This window comes from Syntrophobacterales bacterium, assembly GCA_031274925.1.
Lineage (GTDB): Bacteria > Desulfobacterota > Syntrophorhabdia > Syntrophorhabdales > Syntrophorhabdaceae > PNOM01.
On sequence record JAISPL010000025.1, the window covers coordinates 1 to 24,276 of the forward strand.

Annotated in this window: 18 protein-coding genes; 13 read left to right on the top strand and 5 right to left on the bottom strand. The window is 50.1% G+C overall.

Annotated features, from left to right (window positions below; translation table 11 throughout):
• Positions 1–210: 210 nt before the first annotated feature.
• Entirely contained in the window at positions 211–450 is a 240-nt protein-coding gene (locus tag LBQ00_04000) for a hypothetical protein (protein MDR2018023.1), read from the top strand.
• Between the two features lie 347 nt (positions 451–797).
• Here LBQ00_04000 and LBQ00_04005 read toward each other — a convergent pair whose 3' ends face one another.
• Both LBQ00_04005 and LBQ00_04010 read right to left on the bottom strand, forming a co-directional pair.
• On the bottom strand, positions 798–1,154 hold the full coding sequence (locus LBQ00_04005) for a DUF4368 domain-containing protein (protein ID MDR2018024.1): 357 nt from the start codon (positions 1,152–1,154) through the stop codon (positions 798–800).
• Between the two features lie 80 nt (positions 1,155–1,234).
• Entirely contained in the window at positions 1,235–1,402 is a 168-nt protein-coding gene (locus LBQ00_04010) for a hypothetical protein (protein ID MDR2018025.1), read from the bottom strand.
• 286 nt (positions 1,403–1,688) lie between these two features.
• Between LBQ00_04010 and LBQ00_04015 the strand changes: the two genes are divergently transcribed.
• From LBQ00_04015 to LBQ00_04045, 7 genes are all read left to right on the top strand, one after another.
• Positions 1,689–2,231: a flavodoxin family protein gene (locus LBQ00_04015; protein MDR2018026.1), complete on the top strand. Its 543-nt coding sequence runs from the start codon at positions 1,689–1,691 to the stop codon at positions 2,229–2,231.
• Positions 2,228–2,962: a hypothetical protein gene (locus tag LBQ00_04020; GenBank protein MDR2018027.1), complete on the top strand. Its 735-nt coding sequence runs from the start codon at positions 2,228–2,230 to the stop codon at positions 2,960–2,962. Before LBQ00_04015 ends, LBQ00_04020 begins: the two co-directional genes overlap by 4 nt.
• Before the next feature lie 398 nt (positions 2,963–3,360).
• Complete coding sequence (locus LBQ00_04025) at positions 3,361–4,572, top strand: MdtA/MuxA family multidrug efflux RND transporter periplasmic adaptor subunit (GenBank protein ID MDR2018028.1); 1,212 nt, start codon at positions 3,361–3,363, stop codon at positions 4,570–4,572.
• Complete coding sequence (locus LBQ00_04030) at positions 4,572–7,691, top strand: multidrug efflux RND transporter permease subunit (GenBank protein MDR2018029.1); 3,120 nt, start codon at positions 4,572–4,574, stop codon at positions 7,689–7,691. The genes LBQ00_04025 and LBQ00_04030 overlap by 1 nt, the downstream gene beginning before the upstream one ends.
• The gene (locus tag LBQ00_04035) at positions 7,688–10,807 is read left to right on the top strand and encodes a multidrug efflux RND transporter permease subunit (protein ID MDR2018030.1); all 3,120 of its coding nucleotides are present in this window, start codon (positions 7,688–7,690) and stop codon (positions 10,805–10,807) included. Before LBQ00_04030 ends, LBQ00_04035 begins: the two co-directional genes overlap by 4 nt.
• 19 nt (positions 10,808–10,826) lie before the next feature.
• On the top strand, positions 10,827–12,398 hold the full coding sequence (locus LBQ00_04040; GenBank protein ID MDR2018031.1) for an efflux transporter outer membrane subunit: 1,572 nt from the start codon (positions 10,827–10,829) through the stop codon (positions 12,396–12,398).
• A gap of 403 nt (positions 12,399–12,801) precedes the next feature.
• Positions 12,802–12,951: a hypothetical protein gene (locus tag LBQ00_04045; GenBank protein ID MDR2018032.1), complete on the top strand. Its 150-nt coding sequence runs from the start codon at positions 12,802–12,804 to the stop codon at positions 12,949–12,951.
• Between the two features lie 419 nt (positions 12,952–13,370).
• Here the strand turns inward: LBQ00_04045 and LBQ00_04050 are convergent, their stop codons facing one another.
• Complete coding sequence (locus tag LBQ00_04050; protein ID MDR2018033.1) at positions 13,371–13,811, bottom strand: acyl-CoA thioesterase; 441 nt, start codon at positions 13,809–13,811, stop codon at positions 13,371–13,373.
• Positions 13,812–14,277: 466 nt separating this feature from the next.
• Between LBQ00_04050 and LBQ00_04055 the strand changes: the two genes are divergently transcribed.
• The 5 genes from LBQ00_04055 (at position 14,278) to LBQ00_04075 (ending at position 20,801) form a co-directional block, all read left to right on the top strand.
• Positions 14,278–14,700, top strand: coding sequence for a DUF3617 domain-containing protein (locus LBQ00_04055; protein ID MDR2018034.1), 423 nt, complete (start codon positions 14,278–14,280; stop codon positions 14,698–14,700).
• 347 nt (positions 14,701–15,047) lie between these two features.
• Positions 15,048–16,643, top strand: coding sequence for an aldehyde dehydrogenase family protein (locus LBQ00_04060; protein MDR2018035.1), 1,596 nt, complete (start codon positions 15,048–15,050; stop codon positions 16,641–16,643).
• Between the two features lie 151 nt (positions 16,644–16,794).
• The gene (locus LBQ00_04065) at positions 16,795–16,932 is read left to right on the top strand and encodes a hypothetical protein (GenBank protein MDR2018036.1); all 138 of its coding nucleotides are present in this window, start codon (positions 16,795–16,797) and stop codon (positions 16,930–16,932) included.
• Positions 16,933–17,051: 119 nt separating this feature from the next.
• Positions 17,052–17,819, top strand: coding sequence for a sugar phosphate isomerase/epimerase (locus tag LBQ00_04070; GenBank protein ID MDR2018037.1), 768 nt, complete (start codon positions 17,052–17,054; stop codon positions 17,817–17,819).
• Positions 17,820–20,801, top strand: a complete 2,982-nt coding sequence (locus LBQ00_04075) for a phosphoribosylformylglycinamidine synthase (GenBank protein MDR2018038.1) — start codon at positions 17,820–17,822, stop codon at positions 20,799–20,801.
• A 493-nt stretch (positions 20,802–21,294) separates the two neighbouring features.
• Here LBQ00_04075 and LBQ00_04080 read toward each other — a convergent pair whose 3' ends face one another.
• Together LBQ00_04080 and LBQ00_04085 are read right to left on the bottom strand one after the other, a co-directional pair.
• Entirely contained in the window at positions 21,295–23,676 is a 2,382-nt protein-coding gene (locus tag LBQ00_04080) for a S8 family serine peptidase (GenBank protein ID MDR2018039.1), read from the bottom strand.
• A 35-nt stretch (positions 23,677–23,711) separates the two neighbouring features.
• Complete coding sequence (locus LBQ00_04085; protein MDR2018040.1) at positions 23,712–24,269, bottom strand: nitroreductase family protein; 558 nt, start codon at positions 24,267–24,269, stop codon at positions 23,712–23,714.
• Positions 24,270–24,276 lie beyond the last annotated feature (7 nt).

The window sequence follows — 24,276 nt, forward strand, 5'->3', positions numbered from 1 at the left end:
ACAAGACTATTACTTGCACATCAAAGAATGCGAATTCAGATTTAACTTCAGAAACGAAGACGTTTATGATATTTCAGTGAAAATAGTCAAGAAATTTTAGGAAGTTCGTGGAAAGACCCTTAATATGATATAATAATTGCTTCGTATCGGTTCGACTCGCAGTGAATGTGAGTTTGCAAGGGAAGACAATTTATATCAGAGGACGTTGATATGAAATTATTAAATATAATAAAACCAAGATGGATGAGCAATAATTTTGAAAAAGCGCTAAAAGCCGTCAGTAAACTGACCGACCAAAATTTGCTGGCCCATGTTGCTGAGAATGCCAAAGACAGTGCTGTACGCATGGAGGCGACTGACAGGCTGACCGACAAAAACAGCGCACAAAAATTTATGCTGACATCGCCGAGAATGGCTTGTACAGCAAATATAGTCGCGAAGAAGCGGTGAACCGCCTGACCGACAAAGACATATTAAGAATGATTGCGAATGGTAGCGCGGAAAAGTATCTCTGCACGCGGACAACGAGTGAAACAGAAGTGGTATATGATGAGTGGATGGTTGCAGGTGGGGGCATACGAGGGACATTTTGATACTACAGAACATGTAACCCACATCTACGAACACACCTTAGACCTCCGCGATGTCGCCCGTAGACGACTGGTTGCATTGTGAAATATCATTAATGAAAATATAGGGATTGCTTGTTTGAAAATAAGCATTTTCTAACCCTGCTCCCAAAATGAAAGAAGCGAATACTTTGTTACGTATTCGTTTCTTCTCTCTATTCCGTATAATCAAGCTGTCTTTGCCTCCGCTTTTTCCGGCTCTTTTTTGGCAGGGTGCTCGCAGAAACGAACATGTCTTTTGCAATATCCTCTGGGTGCAGGGCGTTCTTTTGTGCGTCCATTTCCATTTTTTCTTTGCTTTTGTCTGTTCCTCGTATTCTTTTTGCCTGCAATTTCCCTGTGCTCATGTACAAGGATTTTTTTCACAAGCTCGTTGAACATGGTCGTTGCCAGCGTGTCAAAGTTTTCGTACTTCCAGACAAGGGCGATAAGCTTGTCAGCAGACTTGCGGTTTTTCTCAAACGCCGGTGAAGGTAGCTTCGATTTCTTCAATCTCTTTTGAAAGGGCCTTTTGCTATGTGACATACTGTTCATCAAGAGATATACATCCCGCGTTCCGCTGGTTTCTGCTATATTTGATATGGGTTGTAACCGATTAAAGAGCATTAAATCTCGTCAAGGTATCTCTCAAAAAGAGACGCAGCTTTCAGAAGGTTCGGTGGAAAAGGAATGGTTCTCTCAAAGAACCCTTCGATACCTGGAAACCTCTCCAAGGGAAATCTGATATAAAAACTGAAGAAAGGAAGATTATCCTCCAGCAACCTCATATCCATTTAGGACCCCGCATTCAGTAGGCGTATGGCATGTCATAATAGACGAAACAGGAGAGAAGGGCCATATTTGATGTCAATGTAAGGGGGGACAGAAGTAGATGTCCAAGCGAGAGAGGAGGGGAAAAGGGAAGAAAAGAAAGGGGCTGGTTGGGGACCTTGACCCTTTGAATCGAAAGCGGATATAATTAGGTGTTGGTACCCGGAAGAATTTCCGAAAAGTATCCCGGGGCCTGCCGGTATTTAAACAAGATGTTTTCTATTGACCTCAAGAGAAGGAGGATGTGCCTTGAAAACAGTTGTTCTCTTTGGAAGTCCGCGCAAGGACGGTAATACAATCCAGCTTGTCAGGACAGTGTCGGATGTGTTGAAAGCTAGGGGCGGGAACGTAAGGATGCTTTATCTCAATGACCTGAACATCAGGCCGTGCCAAGGCTGCTACGTCTGCCTGGAGAACGGTGTGTGCAGGATTAACGACGACATGAAGGACATACGGAAATACGTCATGGAATCGGACCTCATCGTGTACGCCACTCCAGTCTACTGGTTCGGGCCGTCGGGGCAGCTGAAAATCACCATGGATAGATCGATTGCCTTTATGGATGAAAATTATAATTCCAGGATCAAAGGGAAGAAGGCGATTACGCTTATGACGTGCGAGGATGAGAAGCAAGATACATGCGAGCCTGCCCTCGGGATGTTCCGAAAGACCTTTGATCTCCTGAATATTGACTGTGCGGGAAACATGGAAGCACTTGGCTGTAGGAATAAAGGTCCCATAAAGCAGGAGTATGTAGAGGAAGCCCGAAAGCTTGCCGAATCAATTGCATGAACGTACCGAAAGCCCTTTACTTCATTACGAAGAAGGTAGGAAAGGCTGTCTGGGATTATAAAATGCTTAACGATGGGGACAAGATCCTTATCGCTGTTTCAGGTGGTAAGGACAGTCTTGCCCTGCTCCGCATCATGCAGGAAAGACTGAAATATGTGCCGGTCAGGCATGAAATCATTGCGTGTCATGTGGATATGGCTTTCAAATGGATGAACACGGAAGCCCTTGTCAGGCATTTCGAGAAGGAGTCGGCTCCTTACGTAATTACCCACGCTCCGGAAGGCTGGAGGGGCACAGAGGACGATCCCGGCTGTTTCTGGTGCAGTTGGAACAGGAGAAAAGCTCTCTTTGATCTTGCCCGTACTGTGGGTGCCACCAAAATCGCTTTCGCCCATCATATGGATGACATTGTGGAGACCATGCTCCTGAACCTTTTTTTTCAAGGCGAGATAGGCACCATGCGGCCTTACCAGGAAATGTTTGGCGGTGAACTAGCAATAATAAGGCCTCTTGCGTACGTTGAAGAAAAGGAGATCATCACCCTCGCCGCTAAGCTTACCCTTCCTGTCATCTCATCTCAATGCCCTCATGGCGATACATCCAAAAGGAAGATTGTAAAAGGCCTTATCGCCGAGATGAAAAAGCACAACAAAAATGTGAAAAAGAACATATTCAGGAGCCACACGCGTATCCGAAAAGAATATTTGCTCGACATAATGAATATACCATGATGATAACTTCAGGAGAGACGCTGAGCTTGGATGACATTGGAGAGAACCGTCAAGTTTTCACTTAGGTGGCCTTGCTGGGTCTGAAAGCGATCGATGCAAATGCCAGGATGACAGCGGGAATCTCCGGTTCGGAGATGCTCTCGTTGGTGGCGGGCTGACCCACGGTGAATCCACCCCGGATGGCGCGGTAGTCTTCTTGTTTGGGATATTTTTAGGTTTCTATCCCTCATACAAGGCTTCGCCCTTGAGTCCCATATATGCGCTTCGGTATGAGTTGGTTCTGCGAGGGGGACACGGTATGTTTTTTTGCGCTATTATTGAGCAGAGTTATGGCCATGAAATGATCTGAAGCCATAGATTGAGATCAACGATTTTTGGAGGATAAAAAAAGGATGGATATGGAAGAAACTGACAAACAGCAAAAATCTGCCGAAGCGCAGCCTGTGAAAATGCGCTTTTTGTGGTGGATTGTCTTGCTCGTAGCCTGTCTTCTGGGCGCGGGAATTTACATACTCCTCATAAGACCTGGCACGGCCCAAGACCAGATCAAACAGGCCCCAATGAACCAGGCGCGGATAGTACCAGTTACGGCAATGGCTGCCAGAAAAGGAGATTTTGGCATCTATGTGAGCGGACTCGGGACGGTCACTCCGGTTTATACGGTCACAGTCAAAACCCGCATTGATGGGCAACTGATGGATGTTTACTACCGGGAAGGTCAGCTTGTGAAGAAGGGGGACCTGATCGCTCAGATCGATCCAAGACCTTTCGAAGTGCAACTGGCTCAGGCCGAGGGGCAGTTGGCACGGGATCAGGCATTTCTCGCAAATGCCAGGGTCGACGCCACCCGCTACCGGACGCTTTGGCAGCAGGATTCAGTCTCGAAACAGCAGCTTGACACCCAAGAGTCACTCGTGAGGCAATACGAAGGTACGGTGAAGATCGACCAAGCGGCGATTAGCAATGCAAAACTTCAGTTGGCCTACTGCCGTGTCACCGCGCCCATAAGTGGCAGGATAGGACTTCGCCTTGTTGATCCAGGTAACATAGTTCGCGTGGCTGACACGAACGGCCTCATCGTAATTACCCAGCTCCAGCCCATTGCCGTGACATTTCCCATCCCCGAAGACCATCTTCAACAGGTCCTTCGCAGATACATGGCCGGAGCGGAATTATCGGTCGAAGCGTTTGATCGGGAGCAGAAGCAGAAACTTGCCATAGGAACGTTGCTCACGATTGACAATCAGATCGACACGAGCACAGGAACCGTCAAACTGAAGGCAACATTCCACAACAAACAAAATGAACTTTTCCCAAACCAATTCGTAAATGTCCGCCTGTTAGTGGATGTGAGGCGGGGTGTCACGATAGTACCTTTGTCTGCCATACAAAGGGGTCCTCAGGGTACATTTGTGTACGTGGTTAAAGAGGACCGGACGGTGACTGTGCGCCCGGTCGGTATGGGAGAGGTCCAGGGAGGCGATGCCGTGATAACGACAGGGATCTTGCCCGGTGAAATGGTGGTTACGGATGGTGCGGAAAGGCTCCGGGAAGGCATAAAAGTGGATCTGAGAGATTTCAACAAAGGAGTTTCCCCCAAGGGACGCTGATGAATATTTCCCGCCCCTTCATCACACGACCCGTGGCAACGACGTTGCTTATGATCGCCATTTTCCTGAGTGGTGCCGTGGCATATAAGCAGCTTGCCGTATCCGCCCTTCCCCAAGTCGATTATCCGACTATTCAGGTCAGGACGTTTTATCCTGGGGGAAGCCCCGAAGTCATGGCCTCTTCAGTGACTGCCCCTTTGGAGCGCCAATTTGGCCAGATGCCCGGCCTTACTCAGATGACCTCCACCAGCTCAAGCGGCAGCTCTATAATTACGCTCCAGTTTACCCTTGATCTCTCCCTTGATGTGGCTGAGCAACAGGTCCAGGCAGCCATAAACGCATCATTTAACTATCTGCCCAAGGATCTCCCAATCCCACCCGTCTACAGCAAGGTGAACCCCGCCGATGCACCGATACTGACACTCGCGCTTACTTCAAAGACCATGCCTTTGACTCAGGTGGAAGACTTAGCGGATACTAGGTTTGCCCAGAAAATTTCTCAACTCCCCGGAGTGGGTCTCGTGAGTATCAGCGGAGGCCAGAGGCCAGCGGTGCGGATTCACGTGAACCCAGTGGCCCTTGCCGCATATAACCTGACGCTGGATGACCTCAGGTCGGCTATTGCTTCCGCCAATGTAAATCAGGCCAAAGGGAGCTTTGATGGTCTGCGGCTTTCGTACATTATAGGCGCCAATGACCAACTGGTTACGAGTCAGGAATACAGTAATCTGATTGTTGCGTATCGCAACAACGCGCCCGTGAAGCTTTCCGACGTGGCCGAAGCGATCGACGATGCGGAAAACGTGAAACAGGCTGCTTGGATGAATGGTGATCCTGCGGTCATTGTGAACATACAGCGGCAGCCCGGAGCAAACGTCATTGAAGTGGTGGACCGGGTAAAAAGAGTGCTCCCTCAGTTTCAGGGTACGTTGCCACCCGCAGTGAAGGTTTCCATATTGACCGACCGTACCAGTACTATACGGGCCTCGGTCCATGATGTCCAGTTCGAGATGATGCTCGCGGTAGCCCTCGTTGTTCTTGTGATGTTCCTTTTCCTTCGTAATGCTTCTGCGACGGTTATCCCGAGTGTCGCCGTGCCTCTCTCTCTTGTCGGCACGTTCGGGGCCATGCATCTCCTCGGGTTCAGTCTGAACAACCTTTCCCTCATGGCGCTTACTATCTCCACCGGTTTTGTGGTGGATGACGCTATTGTCATGATTGAGAACGTGACACGATACATTGAGGCTGGAGACCACCCGCTCCAGGCGGCGCTTAAAGGCTCAAAGCAGATCGGATTTACCATTCTCTCCCTCACCGTCTCCCTTGTCGCCGTTCTGATTCCACTGCTATTTATGGCTGACGTGGTGGGCCGTCTTTTCCGTGAGTTTGCCATCACCCTGGGCATTACCATAGTAATCTCGGCAATTGTATCGCTTACCCTCACACCCATGATGTGCGCCAAACTCCTTAAAAAACACAAGGGTGCGACACAGGAAGGACGATTCTACACCTCCTCTCAGAGGATATTTGACCGGATGATCGGGTTCTACGGGAGAACTCTGACATGGGTTCTTAAGCGACAAAAAGCCACTCTCTGGGTGGCGGTGGGTACCCTGTTTGGTACCATGCTGCTATTCTACTATGTCCCTAAAGGTTTCTTTCCCATCCAGGATACGGGAGTTATACAAGGGATATCGGAGGCGTCTCAGTCCATCTCCTTCCCCGCTATGGCAGAACGTCAGCAGGCGCTGGCCAGAGTTGTTCTGAAAGATCCGGCGGTTGAAAGCCTTTCTTCTTTCATCGGTATAGATGGGACCAATGTAACGATCAACAGCGGCCGAATACTTATCAATCTCAAACCACTGTCAGTCAGGAAGGTAAGCGCGTCCAACGTGATCCGTCGGCTTCAACCGGAACTTGAGAAGGTTGAAGGAATCACGCTCTTCATGCAACCCGTGCAGGATCTTACTGTGGACGCGAGGGTAACCAGAACTCAGTATCAGTATACTCTCGAAGACCCTGATATCAATGAGCTGAACACCCTGTCGCCGAAGCTCGTGGAGGCACTCCGCAACCATTCCGATCTTCGTGATGTGAGCAGTGACCAACAGGATAAAGGACTGTATCTGGCGCTGGAAATCGACCGTAGTACGGCATCGAGACTTGGGATTACGCCGCAGCAGATCGACGATGCCCTTTACAGCGCCTTCGGCCAGCGGCAGGTTTCCACCATTTTTACCCAACTGAACCAGTACCGTGTCGTCCTTACGGCAAAGCCTGACTTTCAGCAAGGACCATCCGCACTCCAGTCCATATATTTGCGCGGCACGCACAGCGTACAGGTGCCTCTGAACTCAATCGTCAAGGCATCCGAGACAACGGGTCCGCTGGTTATCAGTCGTCAGGGTCAGTTTCCTGCCACGACGATCTCCTTTAATCTGGCGCCGAAGGCGGCCCTCGGAGATGCGGTCACCACGATTGAGTCTGCGGAGAAGAAGATGGACTTCCCACCGAGCATCAGAGGAAATTTTCAAGGCACTGCCCAGGCATTCAGGGTTTCCCTAAAAAATGAACCGATCCTCATACTGGCTGCTCTGATAACGGTTTACATCGTCCTCGGAGTACTCTACGAAAGCTACATCCACCCGATTACGATCCTTTCCACACTCCCTTCCGCCGGCGTGGGGGCGATTCTCGCGCTCATGGTCTGTCGCTCGGAGTTTAGTGTCATTGCCCTGATCGGCATAATTCTACTCATAGGTATTGTGAAGAAAAACGGTATCATGATGGTGGACTTTGCCTTGGAAGCGGAACGCAATGAAGGGAAGAGTCCGGCGGATGCAATTTATCAGGCTTCTCTCCTGAGGTTTCGGCCCATTATGATGACTACCATGGCGGCACTTCTCGGGGCGCTACCATTGGCTCTCAGTACGGGGGTAGGGTCGGAACTAAGGCGGCCCCTCGGCATTACCATCGTGGGCGGCCTTGTCGTCAGTCAGTTATTGACTCTTTACACAACTCCAGTGATCTATCTTGCCTTCGATCGGATGGCCAGATGGGTGCGCACCAGTCGGTCAGGAACATCGGACAGTGCCGAGGACGGCCGTAATTCCCAATGAATATCTCATCTGTTTTCATCCATAGACCGGTAGCGACTACGCTTATTACACTTGCAATAGTACTCTCCGGCATAGTTGCAGTCCAGATGCTGCCAGTGGCCCCCCTTCCCCAGGTAGACTTCCCCACTATCCAGGTAAACGCGGGGTTGCCTGGAGCCGATCCCGCGACCATGGCTACGTCGGTAGCAGCTCCTCTTGAGCGCCAGTTTAGCCGCATCGCGGGCGTCACGGAAATGACATCCACTAGTTTTCGCGGTTCTACGAGTATTACGCTCCAGTTCGACCTTGACCGCAACATCGACGGGGCTGCCCGTGATGTGCAGGCAGCGATCAACGCGGCGCGGGGTTTTTTGCCGCCCAATCTTCCAAACAATCCGATCTACCGGAAGGTAAACCCTGCAGATGCGCCGATCCTTATCGTTGCCCTTCAGTCTGACGTGATAGGTGTGCCCCAGTTATATGACGCGGCGTCCAGTATAATGCAACAAAAACTTTCCCAGACGAAGGGGGTGGGACAGGTAATCGTGGGAGGTAGTTCCCTCCCTGCGGTCAGGGTGGATTTAAATCCCACCGCCCTAAATAAGTACGGGATAAGTCTGGAAGATGTGCGTGGAGTACTTGCCTCGACCAGTGTGAACCGACCGAAAGGCCAAGTGACGGAGGGCAACAGAACGTGGGAAATTACTGCCAATGACCAGCTTCGTAGGGCAGTCGATTACCGTCAGGTAATTGTTTCGTATAAGTCTGGCTCAGCCGTAATGCTTCCTGACGTGGCCACTGTTGAGGATTCGGTGGAGGACATCCGCACCGCCGGAATGGTAAATGGCAAGCCTTGCGTAATGGTGATCATTTTCCGCCAGCCAGGGGCCAATATTATCGGTACAGTTGACCGTGTCCGGGATATCCTCCCTCAATTGGCTGCAGCCTTGCCTGGAAGCGTCAAGGTTTCTGTCATACAGGACAGGACCCCACCCATACGCGGCTCTCTCAAGGATGTGGAGAAGGCGCTCCTCGTTTCGGCCGCTCTCGTGATCCTCGTGGTCTTCGGCTTCCTGAGACGCATCCGCTCGACGGTTATCCCCGCCGTTGCGGTGGGGGTTTCCCTTATCGGCACCTTTGGGATCATGTACCTATGTAACTACAACCTCGACAACCTCTCTCTTATGGCGCTTACCATAGCGACTGGGTTTGTGGTGGACGACGCGATCGTTGTCCTCGAAAATATCACCCGGTATATGGAAAAAGGTTTGTCTCCCATGCAGGCGGCATTAAGGGGGTCGAGGGAGATCGCCTTCACGGTCATCTCAATGAGCATTTCTCTTGTCGCGGTCTTTATCCCCATCCTTCTCATGGGGGGGATGGTAGGCCGCCTGTTCCGTGAGTTTGCAGTCACCCTGTCTGCGGCGATATTAGTATCCCTCGTGGTCTCCCTCACCACCACTCCCATGATGTGTGCGACCCTTTTGAGGCCGGAAAATAAATTCTCGAACCATCGTTTCTGCAAGGCAAGTGAGAGTGTCTTTGATTGGATGAAGGGCAGATACGACGTGACGCTCAGGTGGGCACTCCGCCATCACAAGTTCATGCTCTGCATCACGGTGGCTACGGTGATTGCAAGTATCGTTCTCCTTTATACCGCTCCGAAGGGGTTCTTCCCGGAAACGGACACAGGACGTATCCGGGGTACGATACAGGCGGAACAGGACATTTCATTTCAAGCCATGAAGGCGAAACTAGCAACTGTGATAGACATCATAAAGGAAGACCCAGAAGTGCTTTATGCCGCAGGTTTTACCGGCGGCGGCAGCGCGGCGAACACTGCGACCCTTTTCGTCACGCTGAAGCCCTTTGAAGAGCGCAAGACAAATATGGCGAAGCTTATGGCGAGGCTCAGAAATAAACTTGCGGGACTTCCCGGGACGCCTACCTATCTCCAGCCTGTTCAGGACCTGCGTGTGGGTGGCAGGATGGGCAATGCCCTATATCAGTATACATTGCAGGCCGCCGAATTTTCGGACCTGACGACATGGTCCCCTCGTCTTCTCCAGAAATTGCGCACCTTGCCGGAGTTGGTGGATGTGAGTAGCGACCAGCAAAACAAAGGGCTGGAGGCCACACTCGTTGTTGACAGAGCCACGGCTTCCAGACTTGGCATCAACGCGGCGCTGATTGATAACATATTATATGATGCATATGGCCAGCGTCAGGTCTCGATTACCTATACACTCTTGAACCAGTATCGCGTGGTGATGGGAGCGGCGCCCAGCTACCGGCAGAGTCCCGATTCTCTTAAGGATATCTACGTTCCGTCCACCGCCGGTTCCATGGTGCCCCTCAGTGTCTTTACGCATTTTGAACGGAATTCCACCTCCCTTGCAGTTCCACACCAGAGCCAGTTTCCTGCGGTCACTATCTCCTTCAATCTGGCCCCCAAGGTATCGCTCGGGGATGCGGTAGCGGCGGTCGAGAAAGCCGAGCGTGACATGGGATTGCCAGGAACCATCCGCACAAGGTTCGCCGGGGTGGCACAAGCGTTCAAAGACTCCTTGGCCAACCAGCCGCTTTTGATCCTGGCAGCTCTCGTAACGGTCTACATAGTGCTTGGTATGCTTTATGAGAGCTATATTCATCCCATCACAATCCTATCCACCCTGCCTTCAGCCGGCGTGGGGGCGATGCTTGCGCTGCGCATCTTCGGCACTGAGTTGAGTCTTATTGCTCTCATCGGTATTTTTCTTCTTATCGGTCTTGTGAAAAAGAACGGTATTATGATGGTTGATTTTGCGCTAGAAGCGGAACGGAGCGAGGGAAAGAGGCCTGAGGAGGCAATATATGAAGCCTGCCTGCTCAGATTCAGACCTATTATGATGACCACTATGGCCGCGCTTCTTGGAGCGCTCCCTTTGGCCTTCGGAACTGGTGTTGGCTCGGAGCTTCGCCGTCCTCTCGGTATTACCATCGTAGGCGGTCTCACGGTAAGCCAGATGCTTACGCTTTACACAACACCGGTGATGTACCTTTACCTTGACCGCTTCAAGGCCTGGATTAAAGGTGAGCGAAAGGAACATATCTGGCGTAGTCGCAGTGAAATGAGTCAGGATCCGGCGGGTCCTTGATCTGATGAGGTGAGAAAAGATGTTGCAATCGATAAATTCGAAAGACAGGATAAAAATACAGAGGCTGTTGCCGGTTTCCATTCGGATCATTCCCTCTGTCTTTGTCCTTACGGTACTCCTGTTCCTTACTGCGTGTGCGGTTGGTCCTGACTACGTGAGGCCTACGGTTCCAGTTCCGGAATCCTACAAGGAGAATGCGGGATGGAAAGTGGCGGAACCGTCGGACTACATTGATCGGGGCAGATGGTGGGAAATCTACAATGATCCGCAATTGAACGCCCTTGAAGAGCAGGTGGATATTTCGAACCAGAACATAGCCGCAGCAGAGGCGGTGCTTCACCAGGCGCTTGCGCAGGTCAGGATGGACCAGTCCTTTTTCTTCCCTACCATAACGACTAATCCGTCGGCAACGCGTTCGTTGAGATCTTCGAGTCTTACTTCAGGCTCTACGCCATCCGGCACGAGTACCATCTATTCGGCCCCCCTCACTCTGTCCAGTTGGGAGCTTGATGTCTGGGGGCGCATACGACGTACGGTGGAGGGGGATCGGGCGAATGCTCAGGCGAGTGACGCCGACCTCAAAGGGGCGCGACTGAGCGCCCAGACCTCACTTGCCCAGAACTACTTTACGCTCCGGACTCTAGATCGGATGAAACAGCTTCTTGATACCACGGTTGCTGCCTATGAAAAAGCGCTGCAGCTTACGAAGAACCAGTATGAAAGCGGGATCGTCTCACGGGGAGACGTACTTCAGGCTGAGACCCAGTTAAAGAGTATAAGGGCTCAGGCAATTGATTTGGGAGTCCAGCGAGCACAAACAGAGCATGCCATCGCCGTGCTCGTGGGAAAACCAGCCTCCGAGTTTTCTATTCCTGTATCACCTCTTGATACAGTGCCGCCCCTTGTACCAACAGGCGTTCCATCCGAGCTTCTGGAGCGGAGACCAGATATAGCCGGCATGGAGAGACGTATGGCTGCGGCGAATGCCCAGATCGGCGTGGCGAAGGCTGCCTATTTCCCCGCCGTTACTCTAAATGGGGCAATGGGCTATCAAAGTAATGGCATGTCCAACTGGCTTACATGGCCAAACCGGTACTGGGCGTTGGGAACGATGGTAAGTCAGGCTCTTTTTGACGGAGGCTTCAGATTTGCCCAGAGCGACAAGGCGAGGGCGGCATATGATCAGTCCATAGCTGCATATCGGCAGATGGTATTGACTGCGTTTCAGGAGGTGGAGGATAACCTCGCATCCCTTCGTATGCTGGAGGAGATGGCTTCTGTGCAGGACGATGCGGTAAAAACCGCAAGGAAATCTGTGGAGATTGCCCTTAATCAGTACAAAGGTGGGACAGCCAATTATCTTGCTGTGGTCGTGTTGCAGTCGGCAGCTCTTTCAGCTGAAAGGACGGCAGCTACCATTATGAACAATAGAATGACCGCGAGCGTGCTTCTCATCAAGGCCCTCGGAGGCGGTTGGAATGTGGAACCCTTTTTAGGGGTGGATAATGGATCCGCCAAGAGAGTACAACAGGAACCCGAGCCTGTGGAGGCTCCGCCGACGGAAAAGACGACTTCCTCGAATGATGGATAGGTAGCAGATGGCCTCCACAGGAGTAGCAATATATATTTTATACACGAGACTTAAATAAGCGAGATAATTGTCGGAAGATGGAACAAGGAAGGACGAAATACGGTGAGGACTCGATTGCAAGGTTGAAGGATTATTATCCTTACAGGAAACAGATTTATACGGGCTTCTTTCTATCATCGTGACCGTCGCGATCTTCAAGCTTGTATGTGACGCTTTCCTGAAATGAAGGGAATATACACATCCAATCGTTTATTCTCGACTCTTGTTGAAACGGCAAGACCGTTTACCTGGCAGATGATCAAATAGCAAAGAAGGATGAGCATGAAAAGGGCGTTAAATGTGGTCGCTGATTTTCATGATTACTTTTATCGCACAGTTTATATCGGCCCATAATCAGGAGACGATGAAAAAAGATACGGAAGATCTGGGAGTTGTGGCGTCGTCGGTGGCGTTGGAGGCAATGACGGTGAGTGTCCGGTGCGGCGAAAAGAACAGTAACGATCAAGCATGCCGACGATGCGATAAGAACCATCAAGGCAGGCTAGTAGGTTAAGAAGTTCGACCAGATCAGTGCCGGAGATAAAGCGGAGGCCATGTTCTTTGAATTGATCGCTATTTTCGTGATAAAATCTGGTGATAAAGTGTATACCTCTTACGCGAGGGCTGTGGGAGCAGCGGCGCCATGGGGGCTAAACAGGATTGTTTGTAGTGGATATCTTTCAGATAACGGTGAAGATTCGGGATATAGATTACAAGAAGCATGTAATGACATGCTTTTGAGCCGGGGGCAATGCAAGGACGTTCAAGGGCAAGACGGTATGGAATCTCGACTAGGTCAAGGCGGGTAATGAGCTCGTGTTGCCGCTGGTCGACGCGGTGGTTATTGCCTAGGAGAAACCGCAACACAGGATCATGGACAGAAGTCTGTCGATTTTTTAGGAATCAACGATAGGCTATCCATTATGGCCGATTTTATGGGCCAATAGCCTTGGTTCTCAATGATTCAATCAGGACTTCCGGCACCGGAGCAACTTTCCGTGATCTGTAGTCAAACGCAAGAAGCCCTGTCTCGGCCAGTGCGATTATCCGATTTTCTCGTGTTATCCGCTGAAACAGCCGGAAACCGAGGCGGGCAAGTTCACCGATATGGGTGTCGATCAGGAGCTGATCGAACATAAAGGCCTCGGCCTTATATTCTACGGTCAGGTCAGTCATTATTATTCCTGTGTGACCGTCTCCGAGATTTGTCTCGTTTACGCCCATGGTGCGAAACATGTGGGCCCGGGCAGTGCCCAATAGAGAAACGAGTGCATCGTTACCCAGATGTCCGCCGTAATTGATGTCCCGCGGCTGAAGCGTCATAGTATAATGAAACTCGTAACGGGGCTTTTCAATCAATCTAGTTCTCGGCATGGAGCGTCCCCTTTAGTAATTTTCGTGAAGGTGATGAATCTCAATGACCTTCTATACCACTTAGGAGCGCGTATGTCAAAGCTCTTTCGGCACCCAATTTGAGGAGGTCCTGGGCTGGGGTTGGCTTCTTGAGTGGCATTTGCTTGGGTATCTCAGGCGTAAAACGCGCATTGTATCTCGCATTTTTTTATGGTTGACTTGACTATCTTAATTGTTCTCTCATTTCCGTATTAACGGGTCACTTGATTTGATCCCATCATTTTTTAGGTAAGACTCTCTTTTTCTATTCTATACCTACGAGGAAAAATTCAGGCTCAATGAGCATCTCTGCTGTAGGTGACGATGGACATGGTTTGAAAATTAAAGAGAATCCAGTTTTTATTTGACCGTTACTCATAGTAAATGATACTTTCTGTATGTTGATAAATTTTAGTGATAACGAAATGATTTGAAAAGAGAGGTCTTTATGATGCGGAATGTAATAGTTGTGGGAGTGGTTATACTCAGTTTCGTCATAGCGGGAGAAGCGTCGGCACAAATGAAGGACGGTCTCTGGGAAATCACTACCAAAATAGAAATGAAAGGAATGCCAAACCAGATACCTGCCATGACGGTGAAACAGTGCATGACAAAGAATGACATAACCCCGAAACCGATGGGTAAGGATCAAAACTGTAAAATAAAAGACCAGAAGATCATGGGCGACACGGTGACCTATGCCATGGAATGCAAAGGAAAAGATGGGACGGTAACGGAGAGTGTCGGCAAGATGACTTACAAGGGCGATAGTTTTGAAGGCAGTAACAATATAACGACGAAGAGTAAACGGGAAACGATGCAGATGACAAGCAGGATGACCGGCAAGTACTTGGGGTCCTGCACGAAATAGAGCAAGTTAGCTTAATCTCTCGAACGACACGGCTATAAGCGTTAACGATATGTCTGGTGCCTGAACAGGGATCGGAGACAAGGTGTTGAGATTTCAGCCGTTTTCTGTCGCATAACACCCTGTCGGCATAAATGAGACCATTTGGAACCGGGTAATTATGAATCGTACTGCTTCTGAACCTTTTGTCGGTTCCAAATATATATCATATATTTTCGGGCAAATCCTGCCCGTGTCAGCTTGGGCGCAATCATCTGATGATTTTTTTGTCCCGATCTTATATATTATTAATTATTTTTCTGATAAACGGATAACAGAAGTCCTTGTTGAAACCAGACTTAATGGTGATAATGAGTAATAATTGCCGGGAGATGTTTCCCTCCCACGAAAATGATATACCTGAGAGATTTACGAGAGATATCCCCGTTGTATTTGACCAATATCTTATAGGTGGGAGGCTTCGCAGTTGGGATGGGTCCTTTAGGGAGGTTTGTTCCCCGGTCTGCGTGCGTACCAGGACAGGTACAGTCCAGAAAGTCATAGGTATGTACCCACTTATGACGGAGAGAGAATCGTGTGAAGCGCTAAGCGCGGCTGTGGGAGCATACGACTACGGGAGAGGAACTTGGCCTGCCATGAGCTTGGGGCAGCGGATAGAACAGGTGGAGGAGCTTGTTTCCGGGATGCTCGCTTACAGGGACCGGATTACGACTCTTCTTATGTGGGAAATAGGAAAGTCGTATCACGATGCTCAGCACGAATTCGATCGGACAGTGCACTACGTAAGGGATGTCGTTGGTGCTTTCAGGGACATGAGTGCCAAGCCGCCACGGATTGTGGAGGAGCATGGCATTGTGGGGAGGATAGGAGAATCGCCCCTGGGGGTTGTCCTCTGCATTGGACCCTTCAATTACCCTTTATTTGAGACCTTTACCGCACTTGTCCCGGCTCTGCTTGCGGGAAACACGGTAATTTTCAAGCTTCCGAGGTATGGTGCGCTCATTTATCAGCCCCTTCTTGAGGTCTTGGCCGGTCTGTTCCCGGCTGGAGTGGTTAACATGATTTCGGGAGAGGGGCGAGTGATAATTCCGTCCCTTCTTGCTTCCGGACAGGTCGACGGCTTCGCTTTTATCGGGACAAGCGAAGTCGCATCTTTTCTGAGAGGGCTTCATCCTAAACCCCATAGGCTTCGTTGTATTCTTGGGCTGGAGGCGAAAAATCCCGCCATCATATTGGCTGATGCTGATCTTGAGACAGCGGTAAAGGAATGTCTGTCAGGGGCGCTTGCCTTTAACGGACAACGTTGCGCGGCATTGAAAATATTTTTTGTACACGTGACTATCATGGAGGAATTCCTAAACCGTTTATCTGGTGCCGTGGAGAATGTGAAATGCGGAATGCCATGGGATGATGGTGTAATGGTGACTCCTCTCGTGGAGCCGGGCAAGCCTGTGTACCTGAAAGAACTCACAAAAGATGCCGTTGGTCATGGAGCCATGGTGGTTAATGAAAAAGGCGCTATTACAGACAGCACCTTCTTTTATCCCGCCATCCTCTCTCCTGTTACCTCTTCTATGAGAATCTACCGGGAGGAGCAGTTTGGTCCTCTCATACCTGTGGTTCCATTTAATGACATTGATAAAGTTATTCGCTACGTGCAGGACTCAAATTACGGACAGCAGGCAAGCGTCTTCGGTAGAGACATGGATGAGATAGCGCTCGTTGCGAATTTTCTTACAAACCATGTATCGAGAGTAAACATTAACTGCCAGTGCCAGAGAAGTCCGGATACCACCCCTTTTACAGGAAGGAAGGATTCTGGTGAAGGAAGCCTCTCCGTTTCTGACGCTATTACCGCGTTTACGGTTCCTTCCTTTATCTCTGCCAGAGATACTGAAGAGAATAGGAAGATCGTGGAAGTGACAAGCCGGATGAAAAACGGCTGACCCCGGTATAGACGAGGACCAGTTTTTTGGATGCAGTCAAGTCGGGGTGGCCTTATAATTAGATGTCGCATCAGATCAACAAGACCACCTCGGAAATCAATTAGGTTGCCGTAGCATCCGAACAGGAAACGGCAGCAAAAACGAGATTGCGATGAGTATTCAGCAGATTTCGACGGTGATACGAGAGACAGCCCATAGGATTCAGGATAATACAGGCGCTTCAGCTCAACTTGCCGGTATCCAGAAGAAACTGCAAAATGGTCAGGCAGTTCACGATATGACCGAATAAGTGAATCCAGGATGGAAGCCGATGCGGCATGAAAGCCGTGGCCCTTTTTTCTTGCATCACACTCACCGTTTTTCTTGTTGCTTTATCACCCTTAACCCTGTTAATTTAGAAAGTTGGTAATGGCCGGAAATTTTTTTATAAATATCCCATACCGGAAGGTCAGGCAAAATTTCAAGAGAGTCCTGAGTTTGGGCATAGGTATGGAGATCTACTTGGAAAATCACCTGTTAGAAGAATTGGTTGCTTCCGAAGTGAGAGAGTTAAGGAGTAACATTGAGGGGAACGGTCTGGAGTGTACTGTGCATGCCCCTTTCATGGACCTGAGTCCGGGAGGATATGACCGGGAAGTCAGGAGGATCACAAGAGAGAAACTGAAGAAGACAGTCGAGATCGCGGCTTTGCTCCGCGCGAAGGCCGTTGTATGCCATCCTGGTTATGATAAATGGCGGTTTAATAGAAACGATAAGCTATGGCTTGACAGGAGTATTGAAACGTGGACTGAAGTGCTCAGAGAGGCGGAGGGAGGCCTCATGGTCCTGGTGGAGAATATTTTTGAGGAGCAACCGTCTACGCTGATAGAACTCTTCGATCATTTCCGGGAGGAGAACCTGTGGTTCTGCTTTGACTCTGGCCATTTCAATCTTTTTTCTACCGTTTCTCTTGACGGGTGGCTCACGCCTCTGAAAGGGCATATCAGGGAGATGCATCTTCATGACAATCACGGAGGTTGGGATGAGCACCTTCCGGTGGGGGCGGGGACTTTTCCTTTTCGCGAATTGAAGGCGTTCCTTAGGGGGTGGTCTTCCGATATTATGTTCACCAGTGAAGTGCACGGTGAGGACCGGGCAGAGGAAGGCATAAAAAAATTAAAGGAGTTTCTATCATAAATGACTTACAGGATTGAAGTCGCATATAAAGAGGGAATCAGAGACGTTCCCGGAGAAAAACTGAAGAAGCGCATTAAAGGCGATTTCGGGTTGGAAGTTGAGGTTCATGTCGCGGATGTCTATACAGTCGACGGAGATGTTGAAAGCCGTATCATTGATGTGCTTGCCCAAGACGCATTTATAGATCCTGTTACTCAGATAGGGTATATGAACGGCCCTGCTCCCACAGACGCCGACTGGGTGATTGAAGTAGGATTCAAGCCCGGGGTGACGGACAATGTGGGAAGGACTGCGCGAGAAGTGATTGAGGCCTTGTCAGCAAAGAAATTCAGAGAAGGGGAAGGGGTTTTCACGTCCAGGCTATTCTTCCTGAGAGGCAAGTTGGACAAGAAGGATGTTGTACGCATCGCTGAGGGTATGCTTGCCAATACGCTTATCAACAGGTATACATACAAGAGCAAAGACCAGTATGTGAAAGACAAGGGCATGGGCATATATGTGCCCAAGGTTGCCATTACACATGAGCCTATTGTTGAGACCTTCCCGCTGACTGCCAGTCTTGATGAGATGATGAAGATCAACAGGGAAAGGACATGGGCGCTTTCGCGGGATGAAATGATCGCCATTCAGCGGTATTTCATCCGAAAAGAGGTCAGAGAAGAGAGAGAGCGGGTAGGCCTCACGCAAGCTCCTACAGACGTGGAGATGGAGGTCCTTGCCCAGACATGGTCCGAGCACTGCAAGCATAAAATATTCAATGCCGTCATAAGGTATGAGGAGGGGGGGGGCGTACGCACCATCGATAGCCTTTTCAAAACTTACATAATGGGTTCCACCGAGGCGATACGCACGCAGAAAGGCCATAGAGATTTCTGCCTCTCCGTCTTCAAGGATAATGCAGGAATTATACGGTTCAACGAGAGATTCAATCTTGCGTATAAGGTTGAGACGCACAATACGCCTTCTGCTCTCGACCCTTACGGCGGCGCCCTTACAGGGATCGTAGGCGTAAACCGTGATCCTTTCGGCACTGGCAAGGGGGCCAAGCTTGCATTCAATACGAATATTTTCTGCTTTGCCCCTCCTGACTATAAAGGGGATATGCCGCCGCGCCTCCTTCACCCCAAGAGAGTTCTTGACGGTGTTCGGGAAGGTGTGGAGCATGGGGGCAACAAAAGCGGTATACCGACCGTGAATGGCTCTCTTGTCTTTCATCAGGGCTATCTCGGTAAGCCTCTGGTTTTTTGCGGTACGTGCGGGATTATGCCCCGCACCATAAAAGGTGAGCCGACTTACACGAAGCAGGTCTGGAGAGGCGATGCGATTGTTATGGTTGGCGGTAAGATAGGCAAGGACGGCATTCATGGCGCTACGTTCTCATCCGAAGAACTATCTGAGGTTTCGCCCACGAGCGCCGTCCAGATAGGAGACCCTATCACGCAAAAAAGAATGACCGATTTTCTCCTTGTAGCGCGGGACATGGCCCTCTACACCTCCATCACGGACAATGGGGCAGGAGGCCTTTCGTCTTCGGTGGGCGAGATGGCGCAGGATACGAACGGATGTATTATCCATATTGACAGGGCGCCGCTAAAATACCAAGGGCTTTCGCCGTGGGAGATACTCCTCTCAGAGGCCCAGGAAAGGATGACTGTTTCAGTAAGCCCGGATAAATTGGACGAGTTCATGGAGCTTTCAGAAAAGATGAACGTTACGTCCACAGTGCTGGGAGAATTTACTGGGTCGGGTAAATTCCACGTACTGTACAAGGGAAAGACCGTGGCTTACCTTGATATGGATTTCCTCCATAATGGGCTTCCGAAAATGAACCTCCCTGCGAAGTGGGTTCGTGTTATAAGGGATGAACCTGCGGTCAAGGAGCCCGACGATTACGGCACGGTTATCAAAAAGGTTCTAAGACGGTGGAACGTGTGCAGTAAAGAGCACGTGGTCCGCCAGTACGACCACGAGGTTCAAGGTGGAAGCGTGGTCAAACCCTTAACCGGCAGCCTCAATAATGGACCGAGCGATGCAAGTGTCGTAAGGCCCGACCTCGACAGTTCCTGGGGGGCGGTGGTAAGCCATGGGATATGTCCAAAATACAGTGAATTCGATACCTACAATATGGTTGCTTGTGCCATTGACGAGGCAATAAGGAACAATATCGCCACTGGCGGCGCTTTAAACAGAATGGCTCTTCTTGACAATTTCTGCTGGTCTGACCCCGTGGTATCTGAAAGGAACCAGGAGGGTCCATACAAACTCGCCCAACTCGTGCGGGCCAACATGGCTCTTTATGACTACACTACCCTTTTCGGCACGCCGTGCATATCGGGCAAAGACAGCATGAAAAACGATTACATATTTAAAGATATAAAGATTTCAGTCCCTCAGACTGTACTGATATCGGCTATTTCAGTAATCGACGATGTGAGCCGCGCAGTAACCATGGATTTCAAGGAAGGCGGGGATCTTGTTATCATCATCGGAAAGACATATGGCGAAATGGGAGGGTCGGAGTATTTTGCCTCGTTAGGTCTTCATGGCAACATATCTCCAAGAGTGAGGGGGCGAAGCGCGAAGACGATATATACCCGCCTTGAAAGAGCCATCAGGAACGGCATAATCAGGTCCTGCCATGACGTCTCGGACGGAGGCATTGCCTGTTCTCTTGCGGAGAGCGCGTTTGCGGGTGGTTTGGGGGTGGACATAGACCTGTCACGGGTACCTTCCGCTGGGGTGTTCAGGGACGATCTTCTTCTCTTTTCAGAGTCCCAGAGCAGATTCATAGTGTCTGTGAGAGAAAGCGATTACAAAGCATTCCAGGCGCTGATGAAAAGCGTTTCCTACAGTGTCATAGGAACCGTAAGGAAAGACGATAGCTTCGTACTGAAGGGGATTTACGGTAACACGATCGCTCACCTTAAAATAGATGAGTTGCGTGAGGAGTGGCAGGCTCCGTTCAGGGAGATATTTGCGTAAGACATTCGTTAGTCATTAGCGGTATATATCTTTCGGACTCTTTGGCAGAAAAGTAACTTGGAATTCCATCGTCCGTTCCTCCGTGTTCTTTCATTCTGACATCATCTTGTATGTTTTTTTTGGATTTACCGCGTTTATGATACACAAACCAAAGGCAGTTCCATGATACGCTGCCAGTGAGGGTAGTTCTTTGTCAAGGAAGAGACAAAGAGGAGCAAGCCCTTATCTGTCTTATCTACTGAGATCTCATGGCCGGTCAACAGGTTTTTCATTTCCCTGTCGTCGCTTGGGCTGTCTCGTTCTGACCCAGGCCTATCTCGACATTTTTCTTGAAAAACGAGTAACGTATGTAGGTTGTCCCCCCCCCTTGTAAGGGATGCACTCTACGCGGTCGCTCCCTTGTCCATTCAAGCGTTGCGAGCCGTGCTCGTTTTTAGGGAGCGGATAGGGCAGGTTTACTGTCTTCCATATCTTGACTTAAAGGGTATGGGATCTATTTGCCAGTTCCCTTAAGAGATACTATTGTCTGCCCATTTGGGGCATTGGGGACATTGGATGTGATGGTGAGGGAGTCCGTATACGTGGTTTTTACGGCATCAGGCGTGAAGATGATGGAAACAGGGCATGAGGCGCCTTTTGCTAATGTCTGACCATCATTGCAATTGGTTGAGCCTATGACAAAAAACCGCTCACTGGCCAATGACACGCTTCTGATAACGAGATCGGACAATCCTGTATTCTTGACGCTAATGGTCTTGGTGAGAGAAGTGTTTGCCGCTACGGAACCGAAATTGAGAGCTGAGTGTACGGTGATCTTGGGCGGAACCACATTGGCCTTCAGTTTTACTGTCAGCCCATTAGGTTTATTGGTGGCGTTGGAAGTGATAATAAGTTGTCCGGTCTTGACTCCAAAGGAACCAGGGCTTATCTGGATGGTTATGCCGCAACTCTCTTTTTTTCCGATAGGCGAAGCAGTACAGTTGTTTTCGGTTATTTTAAATTCAGAGTCTGGCTGGGCGGCGGCTTTATATATCGTCAGGTGTGAGGTGCCCGTATTTCTAAAGGTGACCGTTTTTTGAAATGGACCAGCCATCTTTAAATTGCCAAAATTGAGGGTCCCAGAGGAGGGCGATATCTTGGGTGGGGGATTGAAAATGGCGGTGATATACGACACTGAGTTGACATTCACGGTACAGACCGATCCTGATGGCCCCGATGATGTGGAGTCGCACCCATCCCAACTGTCCAGGAAGGAATTCTTATTTGGCTTTGCTTCAATGGTTACGTCTGTTCCTTGAGAATAGGCCCCGAGACAGGTATATTTGTCTGTTGAGCAGTCAAGATCAGTTCCGATGACTGTCCCCTTTTTAGTGCCCCCTATACTGGCAACAATGGCGGCGTCGTTATACGCTTTATCGATGTTGATCCGTTTTTTGCTTATTTTGGCACACTTGCCGGAGCCAGGGGCGGTCGTCCCTGTTGCGGCTAATATATTCTGTATGTCACTTACGCTTAGGTCTGTGGTGGCAAAGGGGAACCTTTGCCGCATCACGGCGAATGCCCCGGCTACGTGGGGGGCAGCCATGGACGTGCCTGCCATGAGAGCGGAGCCCCTTTCAGGGATAGATGATGTGATATAATAATTGGTGAAGGTGTCGCCTCCGGGAGCAAGGAGGCTTAGAAAAGATGCAGTATTGGAATAGCTTGTCACGTTGTCTGAGTTACCTGTCGCGCCGACGCTAATTGCGGACGATATGCAGGCGGGGAACGTCAGGGCGCCGCAGTAGCCTTTGCCTTTTTCGTCCCCGTTTCCGGACGCCACAATGGTGGCGATTCCGGCGTCTCTCAAACTATCTATTGTGTCCTTGAATGGTTTGTATTGTTTATCGCAGCTCGCTTGGGTGGTATACTTGCCGCTGCCGATGCTCATATTTACCGAGGCAATATTCGTACCTCGTAGCTCGTAGACTCTTTCGAGACCCTTGAGTATATCTGCCGTGCTCGCTCCGACGCATGGAGAAACCCTCGGGTAGCAGAGCGAGGGGTGATTAAGACGGGAAAACACTTGTATGGCGATGATACTGGCCTCCGGGGCCACACCTCCCCCAGGACTTTCATTTACACCCGTCCGACCGGCCGCGATCCCTGCCACGTGCGTTCCATGGTCGCAGTTGGGGGGAGTACATCCGTTGATGACGTAAGGTATAGCCGACCCGTCGGCAATGGATTCGGAGGCGCCGTCGGGGCAGAGGGAAGAAATAAGGCCATCGCTGGTGTTTGTTGAATAACATGCCTCAGACACCACAGCGCCACTGAGGTAAGGATGGCTCTTGTCGACGCCTGTGTCGAGTATGGCAATGGCAGTGCCTTTTCCGGTCACGTCTGACCCGCGCAGATCAGTGACCCCGATTAATTGCATATTCCAGTCTATGCCTGTCGCCGGTGGAAGGAAAATGTCCTCTACGATGCTTTCAACAAGCCGGGACGAACGGAGGGCATCCAGAGTCTCCTTGTCGACAGTCATAGCCAGATAGGGAATATATTTATACCTGTAGGCGGCAGCCGATTGTAATCCATTTGAGGCGAGTTCGGAAATGACAGACTGCTGGGCGTTTGAAATGGTCGTGTAATGCGCCATTGAAAATGGAAAGGAAGGTTCAGGGATGAAACCAGCCTTGGCTCCCACTATAATTCTTACAGAACCCTTGGTTGCGGCTGTTGAGGCAAGGACTCTGTAATTATCGGGGGTTACAAACTTTGACTCATTTGCATCGTTGGCAGAGGCTTCGCCTGGGCCTGCAAAACCAGCGGCCACAAAAGCAAAAGAACTTACCAATAAGACAATATTTACCCAAATACGAATGTTGCTGATCATTGCCCCTTCACTATAAACTTTCGCCTTAGTTCAGCTTATCCGATGTATGGGAAGCCATAGGTATCAAGGGAGACACTCTCCTTGAGGGGTCTTTTCGGTGTAGTTCTAGGTATTTCATCAAAGTAACCGACCGGGGTCAATTCTACAACGGCAAACTCTTCAGGCACCTTAAGTATCTTCTTTGCAGCCTTTGCATCAAACATGCCCACATGCACGGTTCCCAGACCGAAGCCCCACGCTGCAAGGACTATGTGTTCCATGGCGATACCCGCATCAAACATCAGCCAGTCCCCTTTGTATGTGGCGGGAACTCCTTTATGATAACCAGATAGTCCTTTTTTTGCGATGATGCAGATCACACACGGGGCATTTGTAACAGCCTTTTTGGCGGGATTAGTGGGGGGCAACGTTTCGCCAAGGGCTTCCATTACGCATCGGTTTTTTACCACGATGAACCGTGGAACCTGGGTGTTGGCCCATGATGGTGCGTTTCTTGCCGCATCAAGGATCTCAATTATTATTTCGTCCGGGACCGGGTCGGTCCGGTATTTTCTCACGCTTCGTCGTTCACGTATCGCCTTAAGCAGTTCCATAGTCGCT